This window comes from Pseudomonas chlororaphis subsp. chlororaphis (assembly GCF_003945765.1).
GTDB classification, from domain to species: Bacteria; Pseudomonadota; Gammaproteobacteria; order Pseudomonadales; family Pseudomonadaceae; genus Aquipseudomonas; species Aquipseudomonas chlororaphis.
In genome coordinates, this window is the sequence record NZ_CP027712.1 from 3,826,636 (window position 1) to 3,838,884 (window position 12,249).

Annotated in this window: 12 protein-coding genes; 7 read left to right on the plus strand and 5 right to left on the minus strand. The window is 65.2% G+C overall.

All coding sequences use genetic code 11. The features are described from left to right. Window positions 1-9 precede the first annotated feature (9 nt). Both efeO and C4K27_RS17340 read left to right on the plus strand, forming a co-directional pair. Window positions 10-834: an iron uptake system protein EfeO gene (gene efeO / locus C4K27_RS17335; RefSeq protein ID WP_053261437.1), complete on the plus strand. Its 825-nt coding sequence runs from the start codon at window positions 10-12 to the stop codon at window positions 832-834. A 267-nt stretch (window positions 835-1,101) separates the two neighbouring features. Then, window positions 1,102-2,301: an MFS transporter gene (locus C4K27_RS17340; RefSeq protein WP_053261438.1), complete on the plus strand. Its 1,200-nt coding sequence runs from the start codon at window positions 1,102-1,104 to the stop codon at window positions 2,299-2,301. Between the two features lie 490 nt (window positions 2,302-2,791). On the opposite strand, the gene pssA is transcribed toward C4K27_RS17340, so the two are convergent. Next, window positions 2,792-4,135 carry a CDP-diacylglycerol--serine O-phosphatidyltransferase gene (gene pssA / locus C4K27_RS17345; RefSeq protein WP_053261439.1) on the minus strand — a complete coding sequence of 448 codons (1,344 nt, stop codon included), beginning with the start codon at window positions 4,133-4,135 and terminating at the stop codon, window positions 2,792-2,794. Window positions 4,136-4,341: 206 nt separating this feature from the next. Between pssA and C4K27_RS17350 the strand changes: the two genes are divergently transcribed. Continuing rightward, entirely contained in the window at window positions 4,342-4,920 is a 579-nt protein-coding gene (locus C4K27_RS17350) for a TetR/AcrR family transcriptional regulator (protein ID WP_053261440.1), read from the plus strand. A 54-nt stretch (window positions 4,921-4,974) separates the two neighbouring features. After that, window positions 4,975-5,454: a nuclear transport factor 2 family protein gene (locus C4K27_RS17355; protein WP_053261441.1), complete on the plus strand. Its 480-nt coding sequence runs from the start codon at window positions 4,975-4,977 to the stop codon at window positions 5,452-5,454. A 108-nt stretch (window positions 5,455-5,562) separates the two neighbouring features. Here C4K27_RS17355 and sfnG read toward each other — a convergent pair whose 3' ends face one another. Next, window positions 5,563-6,657: a dimethylsulfone monooxygenase SfnG gene (gene sfnG / locus C4K27_RS17360; protein WP_053261442.1), complete on the minus strand. Its 1,095-nt coding sequence runs from the start codon at window positions 6,655-6,657 to the stop codon at window positions 5,563-5,565. A gap of 364 nt (window positions 6,658-7,021) precedes the next feature. Here sfnG and C4K27_RS17365 point away from each other — a divergent pair, with 364 nt between their 5' ends. Beyond that, window positions 7,022-8,260 carry an acyl-CoA dehydrogenase family protein gene (locus C4K27_RS17365; protein WP_053261443.1) on the plus strand — a complete coding sequence of 413 codons (1,239 nt, stop codon included), beginning with the start codon at window positions 7,022-7,024 and terminating at the stop codon, window positions 8,258-8,260. A gap of 138 nt (window positions 8,261-8,398) precedes the next feature. Next, a complete protein-coding gene (locus C4K27_RS17370; RefSeq protein WP_009044159.1) occupies window positions 8,399-9,178 on the plus strand; it encodes a TSUP family transporter in 780 nt (259 codons plus the stop codon). A gap of 75 nt (window positions 9,179-9,253) precedes the next feature. On the opposite strand, the gene nudC is transcribed toward C4K27_RS17370, so the two are convergent. The 3 genes from nudC to C4K27_RS17385 form a co-directional block, all read right to left on the minus strand. Then, window positions 9,254-10,084, minus strand: coding sequence for an NAD(+) diphosphatase (gene nudC / locus C4K27_RS17375; RefSeq protein ID WP_009049279.1), 831 nt, complete (start codon window positions 10,082-10,084; stop codon window positions 9,254-9,256). A 6-nt stretch (window positions 10,085-10,090) separates the two neighbouring features. Further along, complete coding sequence (locus tag C4K27_RS17380) at window positions 10,091-10,903, minus strand: crotonase/enoyl-CoA hydratase family protein (RefSeq protein ID WP_053261444.1); 813 nt, start codon at window positions 10,901-10,903, stop codon at window positions 10,091-10,093. Window positions 10,904-11,016: 113 nt separating this feature from the next. After that, complete coding sequence (locus C4K27_RS17385; protein WP_053261445.1) at window positions 11,017-11,799, minus strand: class I SAM-dependent methyltransferase; 783 nt, start codon at window positions 11,797-11,799, stop codon at window positions 11,017-11,019. Window positions 11,800-11,944: 145 nt separating this feature from the next. On the opposite strand from C4K27_RS17385, the gene C4K27_RS17390 reads away from it, so the two are divergent. Then, a complete protein-coding gene (locus tag C4K27_RS17390) occupies window positions 11,945-12,205 on the plus strand; it encodes a hypothetical protein (protein ID WP_053261446.1) in 261 nt (86 codons plus the stop codon). The last annotated feature ends 44 nt before the right edge of the window (window positions 12,206-12,249 follow it).

The window sequence follows — 12,249 nt, forward strand, 5'->3', positions numbered from 1 at the left end:
AAACGTCCCATGAAAAAGTCGCCCCTCGCTGTGTTGCTGACCCTTGGCCTGCTGCATGTTCCGCTGTCGGCGGTTGCTGCCACCTCGCCGCTGGAGCTGGTGGGGCCGATTTCCGACTACAAGATCTACGTCACCGAGCAGCTCGACGAGCTGGCGAGCCACACCCAGGCCTTTACCGACGCGGTGAAGAAAGGTGATTTGGCTACGGCTAAAAAACTCTACGCACCGACCCGGGTGTACTACGAGTCGATCGAGCCGATCGCCGAACTGTTCAGCGACCTCGACGCGGCCATCGACTCGCGGGTCGACGACCACGAACAAGGCGTCGAGACCGAGGACTTCACTGGCTTCCACCGCATCGAGTATTCGTTGTTCGCCCAGAACTCCACCCAGGGCCTGGACGCCCTGGCCGACCGCCTGAACAAGGACGTCAAGGACCTGCAGGTCCGCGTCGCCGGCCTGACCTTCCCACCGGAAAAAGTCGTCGGTGGCGCCGCCGCCCTGCTGGAGGAAGTGGCCGCGACCAAGGTCTCCGGCGAGGAAGACCGCTACAGCCATACCGACCTCTACGACTTCCAGGGCAACATCGACGGGGCGAAGAAAATCGTCGACCTGTTCCGTGCGCAGATCGAGCAGCAGGACCCGGCCTTCGTCGCCAAGGTCGACAAGAACTTCGCCACGGTGAACAAGATCCTGGCCAAGTACAAAACCGCCGACGGCGGCTTCGAGACCTACGACAAGGTCAAGGACAACGACCGCAAGGCGCTGGTGGGCCCGGTCAATACCCTGGCCGAAGACCTCTCGACCCTGCGCGGCAAGCTGGGGCTGGACTGATCTCCGGGTACCCGGCCCGATCTTGCGTAGGAGCGAAGCTTGCTCGCGATAAGTTCGCCAGGACAACGCGGTGAAATTTGACGACCGCCGCTGCGCGGCTATCGCGAGCAAGCTTCGCTCCTACAGACAAGCGTCCGGCCGGCGTGCCGATGACTCGCCCCGTCACCTGCCCTGCTGGGCTACCATCACCTGCGCCAATAACCCTGGGCGCGGGCGCGTTTTGTCTATAACGTCCCGCGCACTCCCGACTTTCATGGAAGACCCTGCATGTCCACTGCCACGGCCCAACCGCCGCAGACCGCCGCGCCGTTCAAACTGCTGCCGCTGATGCTCGCCTACATGGCCTGCACCATGTCGATGATGGCCTTCGTCTCGCTGATCGGCCCGATCGTGCGCGTGCTCGGCCTGGCCACCTGGCAGGCCGGCGCGGCGGTGACCGTCTCCGGGGTGATCTGGATGCTCCTGGCACGCCCCTGGGGCCAGGCCAGCGACCGCTTCGGGCGCCGTCGGGTGCTGCTGCTCGGCACGGCCGGCTTCACCCTCGCCTACTGGGCGCTGTGCCTGTTCATCGATGTCTCGCTGCACCTGCTGCCGGGCATGTGGCTGGCCTTTATCGGCCTGATGCTCGGGCGCGGCCTGATCGGGGTGTTCTACGCGGCCATTCCGGTGGGCGGCTTTGCCCTGATCGCCGACAACGTCGAACCCGAGCATCGGGCCCGCGCCATGGCCACCCTGGGCGCCGCCAACGCCGTCGGCCTGGTGCTGGGGCCGGCCGTGGCCGCGCTGCTGGCCCGGGTCAGCCTGAGCCTGCCGCTGTACGCCATGGCCGTGCTGCCGCTGGCGGCGTTCCTGGTGCTGCTGTACAAGCTGCCGCGCCAGGAACTGCACCTCAAGCAGGCGCCGCGCTCGGTACGCCTGAGCGACCCACGGCTACGCCGGCCCATGGCGGTGGCCTTCGTCGCCATGCTTTGTGTGTCCATCGCGCAGATCACCGTGAGCTTCTACGCCCTCGACCGCCTGGGCCTGGACAGCGCCGACGCCGCCCAGGCCGCCGGCATCGCCCTGGCCATGGTCGGCGTGGCGCTGATCTGCTCGCAACTGGTGGTGCGCAAACTCGAATGGCCGCCGCTGCGGATGATCCGCGCCGGCGCGCTGCTGGCCGCCAGCGGTTTTGCCGGCTGCATGCTGGTGGAAAGCGCCTGGGGACTGTGGCTGGGGTTCTTCGTCTCGGCGGCGGGCATGGGTGCGATCTTCCCGTCCTTCTCCGCCCTGGCGGCCAACGCCGTGGACGCCTCCGAACAAGGCGCCACCGCCGGTTCGATTGGCGCGGCCCAGGGATTCGGCGTGGTGATCGGCCCGTTGGCCGGCTCGCTGATCTACGCCGTCGAACCGCGCCTGCCCTACCTGATTGCCACGCTGTTGCTGCTGTTGGTGGCGGTCTGGCCGGCGGCGAAAAGCCCCAGCTGATCCGGCCGCTGATACAGCTGTAGCCACTGCCGCAGGCTGCATACGTCCCGAAGAGGCGCGACGATCTCGAGACCGATGAAGGCCCTGCGGGCCTTGTCGCAGCCTCGCGGGCTCGGCAGCGGCTACAGGATCGGGGCCTGGCTTCGTGTAGCCGCTGCCGAAGGCTGCGTACGTCCTGAAGGGGCGCGGTGATCTCGAGACCGATGAAGGCCCTGCGGGCCTTATCGCAGCCTCGCGGGCTCGGCAGCGGCTACAGGATCGGGGCCTGGCTTCGTGTAGCCGCTGCCGAAGGCTGCGTACGTCCTGAAGGGGCGCGGTGATCTCGAGACCGATGAAGGCCCTGCGGGCCTTATCGCAGCCTCGCAGGCTCGGCAGCGGCTACAGGATCGGGGCCTGGCTTCGTGTAGCCGCTGCCGCAGGCTGCGATAAGCCCCGCAGGGGCTTCAGGGCCAGCAAGAACGCCCCCATCGTGGGTCGTTCGCCGCGGACCTCAGAGGATGCGGTAGAGCAACCGCTCGATGCGCACCCGGCTGACCCGGCGCAGGAACTTGCCGACGGCCGCCGGGTAGTCCACCAGGGTTTCCAGGCGCTGGAAGTGCTCGATGCGCCGGGTGTGGCGGAAGATCGTTTCCAGCTCCTGGCGCCGCGGTTCCAGCAACTCGCCCTTGGGGTCGTCGAGCAACAAGGCGTTTTCCAGGTCGAGGCGGAAGGCCCGCGGGTTGAGGTTGTTGCCGGTGAGCAAGGTGTAGCGCTGGTCCACCCACATGCCCTTGAGGTGGTAGGTGTTGTCGCCATCGCGCCACAGGTGCAGGTTCAGGCGACCGCTGTCGATGGCCTTCTGATGCCGCTTGGCGAAGCGCCGCAGGCTGATCTCGTAGAGGTACGGCAGCGCGGCGATGACCTTGAACGGCTCGCTCGGCGGAATGTAGAAGTCGTTGGCGGTCTTGTCGCCGACGATGATGTCGATCTTCACCCCGCGCGCCAGGGCGCGGTTGATTTCCCGGGTCACCGCCAGCGGCAGGTTGAAGTACGGCGTGCAGATGGTCAGTTGCTGCTGGGCGCTGGCGATCAGTTCGCAGATGACCCGGCTCAACGGGTTGTTCTTGCCCACCCCGAGCAGCGGGCTGACCGACAACTGGTCCTTGAGCACCCCGCCGGCACTGGTGTCGTAGGCCGCATGCTTGAGGCGGCTGCGCAGGTCGCCGATATCGTTGCGCAGGCTGCGGGTGGTCGGCAGGTTCGGCAGGTCCAGGCGATGCACCGCCCGCGACGCCACCAGGCCATGCTGGACCAGGTGCTGCATGGAGTCGGCCAGGTCGCGGTTGTGCAGCAGGTGGTAGCGGTCGAAGCGGTATTTGTCGAACTTGTGCAGGTACACGTTGTTCAGGCTGGCGCCGCTGTAGATCACGCAATCGTCGATCACGAAACCCTTCAGGTGCAGCACGCCGAACAGCTCGCGGGTCTGCACCGGCACGCCGTACACCGGCACTACGCTTTCGTGGGTGCGGGTCATTTCCTGGTACCAGGCCGAGTTGCCCGGCTGCTTGCCGGCGCCGATCAGCCCGCGCTGGGCGCGCAGCCAGTCGACCACGACCACCACGTCCAGCTCCGGACGCGCGGCCTTGGCGGCGTGCAAGGCATCGAGAACTTCCTGGCCGGCCTCGTCCTGTTGCAGGTACAGCGCGACGATATAGATGCGCCGGGTGGCCTGGGCGATCTTCTCCAGCAGGCAACGGCGGAATTCGGCGGCGCCATTGAGGATGGACAGGTCATCGGTAGCCAGCGGAAAGCTGCGCAATTTGGGCAGCAGGGAACGTTTGAAAAGCGACGGCATAGGGCTCGCAGAAGGTCGAATCCAAAAGAGCGCAAGAGCTTACACCAAGGTGCCGGCCCGGGTCTTGCGGGGCGCTGTGAAGATTTGTCGCCTGCCCTCTCGCGCCTGCCGCGCAAGCGCGGGTGACGGGATGGGCCGCGACAATAAATTCATCGATCGAAAATAACTTATTGACCAAGGAGAACGATCATTCTACTGTACGCCACATGAACGAAATCACTAGCAACGACACACGCGACATCATTCTGGATGTCACCGAAAAGTTGATCTATAAAAGTGGCATTGCCGCCACGGGCATGGATCTTCTGGTGAAGACCGCCGGCGTCTCCAGAAAGAGCATCTACCGCTACTTCACCACCAAGGACGAACTGGTGGTGGCCGCCCTGCAACGCCGCGACCTGCGCTGGATGCACTGGTTTCGCAGCGAAGTGGACAAGGCCCCGACCGCGGCCGCGCGCCTGCTCAACCTGTTCACGGTGCTGGGCGGCTGGTTCGCCTCGGAGGACTTTCGCGGCTGCGCCTTCATCAATACCAGCGGCGAGACCGGCGACCCGCAGGACCCGGTACGGGTGGTGGCCAGGGCGCACAAACAGAAACTGTTCGACTACGTGTTCGAGCTCTGCAAGGAACACGCCTCGGAAAAAACCGGCACCGAAGATCCGGAGGAGCAAGCCAGACAGCTGCTGATCCTGATTGACGGGGCCATTACCGTTGCACTTGTGATGGGTGATCGCAGTGCCGCCGATAATGCGCAATGCATGGCGCGAAAGTTATTGGACCTGTAATCGTTTAAAACAAGTTCGACACTGCTGAACCTCAACTTTCATTGGAGACTTTAAATGTCATCTAACGCTGAAGTTCGTCCGCCACTTCCCCCTTTCACCCGCGAATCGGCCATTGAAAAGGTCCGCCTGGCCGAAGACGGTTGGAACTCCCGCGACCCGCAGCGGGTGTCCCTGGCCTACACCCTGGACACCCAATGGCGAAACCGCGCCGAGTTCGCCCACAACCGCGAAGAAGCCAAGGGATTCCTGACCCGCAAATGGGCCAAGGAACTGGACTATCGCCTGATCAAGGAACTCTGGGCCTTTACCGACAACCGCATCGCCGTGCGTTACGCCTACGAATGGCACGACGACTCGGGCAACTGGTTCCGCTCCTACGGCAACGAGAACTGGGAGTTCGACGAGCACGGCCTGATGGCCAACCGCTACGCCTGCATCAACGACATGCCGATCAAGGAAAGCGAGCGCAAGTTCCACTGGCCGCTGGGCCGGCGCCCGGATGACCATCCGGGGCTGTCCGACCTGGGCCTGTAACCTTCTTCTGTAGGAGCGGCCGGTCGACGCTCGATTGCGCGCGATGCTGGCGACGCGGTGTGTCCGCTAAACCGCTATCGCGAGCAAGCTTCGCTCCTACAGTCCACCTCAAGCCGCGGCATCCTCGCGCTTCAGCGCCGCCTTGGCTTCCAGCTCGCGCACCAGTGGCAACACACGCTTGCCGAAGTACTCCACCTCTTCCTGGAAATGCAGGAACCCCGCCAGCACCAGGTCCACGCCCACGGCCTTCAAGGCGACGATGCGCTCGGCGATCTGCTGCGGCGTGCCGATCAGGTTGGTCTTGAACCCGTCGTTGTACTGCACCAGGTCCTCGAAAGTGGACTTGGCCCAGTTGCCCTCGCCTTCCGGCGAGGCCTTGCCCGCCTGTTTCGCCGCGTCGCCAAAGGCGTTCACCGCTTCCGGATCGGCCTGGTCGATGATCTCGGCCAGCACCGCGTGTGCTTCCTCCTCGGTGTCGCGGGCAATCACGAAGGCATTGACCCCGACCTTCACCGAATGCTTGTTCGCCGCGGCCTTGGCACGGATGTCGTCAACCTGGGCCTTGATGCCTTCCGGCGTGTTGCCGTTGGTGAAATACCAGTCGGAGACGCGTGCCGCCATATCCCGCGCGGCGCGGGAGCTGCCGCCCTGGAACACTTCCGGCTGACCCAGCGGCTTGGGCTTGAGGCTGTAGTTGTCGAAGCGATAGAAGTCGCCACGGAAGCTGAAGTTGTCCTGGCTCCAGATGCCCTTGAGGGAACGGATGAACTCTTCGGAACGCCGATAGCGCTCGTCGTGCTCCAGCCAGTGTTCGCCGATGGCCTGGAACTCGCCCTTGAACCAGCCGCTGACGATGTTCACCGCGATCCGACCATGGGTCAGCTGGTCGATGGTTGCCAGCTGCTTGGCCGCCAGCGCCGGTTGCCAGGGGCCGGGCAGGATCGCCGCGATCACCTTGAGCTTGTCGGTGGCGGCCAGCAGCGCATGGCTGAACGCCACGGACTCATGCTGGAACTCGGCGCCGTAACCGGCGGTGAAACGGATCTGGGTCAGGGCGTACTCGAAACCGGCGGCCTCGGCCAGCTGCGCCAGCTTGCGGTTGTAGTCGATGCCCCAGTGGGTGCGCTGCTCGATCTTGCTGACCACCAGCCCGCCGCTGACGTTCGGTACCCAGTAGGCAAATTTGACGGCTTGCTGACTCATTGGCGTGTCCTCGCGACTGAAGTGTCCGGGGAACAGAGCAGCAACCGTGCCAGCCACAAGGCGCCAGGCACCAGAGGCCCTGTAGCCGCTGCCGCAGGCTGCGCAAAGGCCCGAAGGGCCTTCCTGCGTCGGCAAAGGCGGCGTCTGCTGCGCAGCCGATCGCAGCCTGCGGCAGCGGCTACAGGTAGACCGTCGAACCCGCCTGAACAGGTCGATTTGTTGATGCGCTGTTGGCTGGGCAACAGTTACCGACCAACCGCCCTGCGCCCGGCCCGCTGATTACGGCCACCCGCCTCCCGGCACGGACCGTGCAATCCCCTCCGCGCAACCCACGCTTTCACTGCCGACTCAAGGAGCTGTGCCCATGACCGAACACCAGGTGATCAATCCATTGTCCGTAGGCGTCGACTACGAAGCCCTGGCCGGGCGCTTCCGCCCGATCTTCAAGCGGATCGCCGCTGGCGCGGTGGAGCGCGAGCAATCGCGCAGCCTGCCGTACGAGGCGATCGGGTGGCTCAAGGAAGCCGGTTTTGGCGCGGTGCGGGTGCCGGTGGAATACGGTGGCGGCGGCGCCTCCCTGCCGCAGTTGTTCCAGTTGCTGATCGAACTGGCCGAGGCCGACTCCAACGTGCCGCAAGCCTTGCGCGGGCATTTCGCCTTTGCCGAGGACCGCCTCAACGCTGCCCCGGGACCGGCACGGGACCTGTGGTTCAAGCGTTTCGTCGAGGGCGACATCGTCGGTTGCGCCTGGACCGAGATCGGCAGCGTGGCCATTGGCGAGGTGATCACCCAGGTCTCGCCGGCCGGCGACAAGTGGCGGCTCAACGGCGAGAAGTTCTACAGCACCGGGAGCATTTTCTCCGACTGGATCGATGTCTACGCCCGGCGCAGCGACACCGGTGGCGACGTGATCGCCGCGGTGCGCACCCGCCAGCCGGGCATCGTACAGAGCGACGACTGGGACGGCTTCGGCCAGCGCACCACGGGCAGCGGCACCTCGCGCTTTGTCGATGCCGAGGTGGAGGCCGAGAACCTTATCGACTTCGCCACCCGCTTCAAATACCAGACCGCGTTCTATCAATTGGTGCTGCTGGCGACACTGGCGGGCGTCGGCCGCGCCGCGGTGCGCGATGTGGCCCACGAGGTGCGCGCGCGCAAGCGCATCTACAGCCACGGCAACGCGCCCCGGGCCAGCGAGGATGCCCAGGTACAGCAGGTGGTCGGGGAGATCTCGGCCCTGGTGTATGCCGCCGAGGCCAGCGCGGTGCGCGCGGCGGAACCGGCGCAGCAGGCCTACCTGGCACGTTTTGCCGGGAATGACGAGGCGGAGCGGGCAGCCAATGTCGCGGCGGAAATCCAGTCGGCCACGGCCCAGGTGGTGGTCACCGAGCTGATCCAGCGCGCCACCAGCGAGCTGTTCAATGCCCTGGGCGCTTCGGATATCCGCCAGGGCAAGGCCCTCGATCGTCACTGGCGCAACGCCCGTACCCTGTCGTCGCACAACCCGGTGATCTACAAGGCGCGCATCGTCGGCGATTGGCTGATCAATGGCAGCGAACCGCCGTTCGTGTGGCAGATCGGCAACGGGCCGCAGCGCCAATAACAGCCTCACCGCCCTCAACGTAGGAGCGTCGACCGGCCGCTCCTACAGAATGGGGACGGTCGCGGTCGTGAAAGGTTATGGGTAAGATACCGACCTTTCGCGCAGCTCTTCTGCGCCCCGCCGAAATAAGTCGATCCCATGCCTTTCGAACTCAGCGTAGATTTGACCACCCTCGCCATTCTGGCCCTCGTCGCCTTCATTGCCGGTTTTATCGATGCCATTGCCGGCGGCGGCGGCCTGCTCACCACCCCGGCGCTGCTCACCGCCGGCCTGCCGCCGCACCTGGTGCTGGGCACCAACAAGCTGAGTTCGACCTTCGGCTCGGCCACCGCCAGCTTCACCTTCTACCGGCGCAAGCTGTTCCACCCGCGGCAATGGACCCACGCCATCGTCGGCACCCTGGTGGGCGCGCTGACCGGCGCGGTGGTGGCCCATTACCTGCCGGCCGAATGGCTGAACAAGATGCTGCCGGTGATCGTCTTCGCCTGTGGCGTGTACCTGCTGTTCGGCGGCACGCCGAAAGCGCCGCTGGACAGCGAAGCGCCGATCAAGAAAAAGTGGCAATCGACCCAGGGCTTCAGCCTCGGTTTCTACGACGGCGTGGCCGGCCCCGGCACTGGCGCCTTCTGGACCGTCAGCAGCCTGCTGCTCTACCCCATCGACCTGGTCAAGGCCAGCGGCGTGGCGCGCAGCATGAACTTCGTCAGCAACGCGGCGGCGCTGTCGATCTTCATTTTCTCCGGCCAGGTGGATTGGGCCATCGGCCTGAGCATGGGCCTGTCGCTGATGGTCGGCGCCTTCTTCGGCGCCCGCACCGCCATCAGCGGCGGCGCGAAATTCATTCGCCCGGTGTTCATCACCGTGGTCCTGGGCCTGACCGTGCGCCTGGCCTGGCAGCACTGGTTCAGCGCCGTTTGACCCACTGAAACGACAGCGGGCGAACCCAGTGGATTCGCCCGCGCTGTTGTATTTCGGCTTCCTTCCAGCCGGGGCTCAACCCGGCAATACAGGCTCCGCCAAGCCCAGGCGCCGGGCCACATACAGATCGATAAGGTAACGGGCAATCGAGCGTGACGCCGGCAGCGGCGGCAACGCATGCACGTTGAACCACTGCGCATCCTCGATCTCGTCTTCCTGCGGCACGATCTCGCCGCCTGCGTACTCGGCATGAAAACCCAGCATCATCGAATGCGGGAACGGCCAGCACTGGCTGCCGATGTACTGGATATTCTTGACCTCGATCTGCACCTCTTCACGCACCTCGCGCACCAGGCAGTCCTCGGCCGACTCGCCCGGTTCGGCGAACCCGGCCAGGGTGCTGTAGACCCCGGGGACGAAACGCGGCGACCGCGCCAGCAACACCTCGTCGCCGCGAGTGATCAGCACGATCATGCTCGGCGAAATCCGCGGGTAGCTGCGCAGGTCGCAGGGCTCGCAGTACATCGCCCGCTCGCGCATCACCTGGGTCATGGGTTGGCCGCAGTTGCCGCAGAAGCGGTGCTCGCGGGCCCAGGTGCCGATCTGCGCGGCATAGCCCAGGACCTTGTACAGGGTGTGATCGCCGTCGAGCATGAACGCCCGCAGGCCTTTCCAGTTGCAGCCCGGCACCTCGGAAACGCTCTTGAGCTCCAGCAGGTACACCGGCTCGCCATCCAGGTGGCCGATGCCGTGCTCGGCGAGGATCGGCAGGTCCTGGCGCTTGAGCCATTCGCGGGGGAACAGCGCGCCGTTGTCGTCGAACAGAAAGCCCTGCGGGCCACGGGCCACGGCCCAGCCGCCGGGAAGGTCGATATCCAGTACTGCGGTGGTCCAGCGTGAAGTCATGTTCAATCAGTCCAGAAATTCAGGTTTCTGTTTGCTCATATGGGCGGCCATGGCCACGCGCAGGTCGGTGGATTGCAGCATGGCGGCGTTCCAGGTAGCGATGTATTCCAGGCCGTCGTCGATGCGATGGTCGCGCATGTAGCTGATCATTTCCTTGGTACCGCTGACGGCGATCGGCGACTTGCTGGCGATTTCCCAGGCAATGCCCATCACGCCGTCGAGCAGGCTTTCGCTGTCGGCGTAGGTGCGATTGACCAGGCCGATGCTGCGTGCCTCCTCGGCGCCGAAGGTGCGCCCAGTGTAAGCCAGTTCGCGCAGCATGCCGTCACCGATGATACGCGGCAAACGTTGCAACGTGCCGACATCGGCGGCCATGCCGATATCGATTTCCTTGATCGAGAATTGCGCGTCCGCGGCAGCGTAGCGCATGTCGCAGGCAGCGATCAGGTCGATGGCGCCGCCCAGGCAGTAGCCCTGGATCGCCGCCAGCACCGGCTTGCGGCAGTTGTCGACGGCATTGAAGGATGCCTGCAGCTGCAGGATCTTGCGCCGCAGCAGGCGCGCGTTGCGCCCGACGTCCTTGCCCAGTTCGTTGGCCACGCCGGCCAGCATCATCAGGTCGATGCCCGAGGAAAAGTGCTTGCCGGCACCGCTCAGCACCACCACGCGGACCGCGTCGGTATCGTCGATCCAGCGGAAGATCTCGATGATCTCGCTCCAGAACGCGGCGTTCATCGAGTTGATCTTTTCCGGCCGGTTGATCTGCACATGGGCGATGTTGTCAGAAAGTTCGACGCGAAAGGCTTGATATTCGGACATGGCAGCATTCCTTACCGGGCAAAAAAATGAGGCCGAACTATAGCAAGGGCCTGTGCCGCGCAGTAAGGCAGCGCATCGGCCAAAACCGGGACTGCTCTCTCCTGCAAAAGCAATCAGGGGATTTTGTGGGCCCAGAACGCCGCGGTTTCGTAAGGCACGCTGACCACGCATTTATCCCGCAGCTCCGGTTCTTCGGCGATCAAGGCGGCGATCTGCCGGTCGACCTCCGCCCTCTGCGCATCCGGCAAGGCCGCAATAAAGCTGGTGGAGCGCACCCGATCGAAAATCACGTTCTGCGGCGCGCCGCTGTGGCTGTTGCGAAAGTGCTGCTCCTGCAAGGGCGTGAAACTCGGATGGGGAAAGGCCTGGCGCCAGGCCCCGGTGTAATAGCGCGGCGTGTCGCCTTGCAGGGCGTTGACGATCCGATCCAGGCGCTGCACCCACGGCACCCGCGCATCGCGCAGGTTCCACACCAGGCCCAGGCGGCCGCCCGGCTTGAGCACCCGGGCGATTTCGCTCAACGCCTCATGGCTGGCGAACCAGTGAAAGGCCTGAGCGCAGACCACGGCGTCCACCGATTCGTCGGCCAGCGCAATAGCAGTGGCGGTGCCGCTCAGGGTTTCGGCCTGGGGATAGCTGGCGGCGAGCCTGGCGCGCATCTGCGCCACCGGCTCCACGGCAATCACCCGCGCCCCGGTCGCCAGCAGGCGCCCGGTGAACTTGCCGGTGCCGGCGCCGAGATCGACCGCCACCTGGCCGGCCTGCAAGCCCAGGCTTGTGCGCAGCCACTGGTCCAGTGCCGGCGGGTAGTCCGGGCGGCCACGCACATAGGTGTCGGCCGCGCCCTTGTAGCCGTCGGCGGCAGCATGATGGATCGCAGGTTGCGGGTCTTTCATCGGTCGGCTCCAGATCATTGGCCAGTGCTGCCCAGCATAGCCCCGCCCAGGCGACTGACGGCATGAAAAATCTGTCAGTTTGGGCAGCGCGGCCAGGGCGATGGACCTTTAATGGAGGGACCGCTATCCGCATGGAGACCGCGCGATGAACATCCCTGCCCTCGTCTTCGGCGCCCCGCTGCTGCTCGCCGGCGGCCTGCTGACGACCTTGCTGGCGGTCGCCGCCAACTGCCCGGACGGCCAGGTCTGGGACAGCAAGAACCAGCGCTGCGTCAGCCAGCGCACCACCCGGCTACCGGACGCCAACCGCACCGACCAGGCCAGTGGCCTGCTCCCCCATGACCGCTATGAAGAGGCCATCGCCGCTGGCGGCAAGACCCGAGGTCAGTCGATTCCCACGCCCTGACCGGCGGAACGGCGCCATGGAACGGGCACGCTATGCTCTGGGAG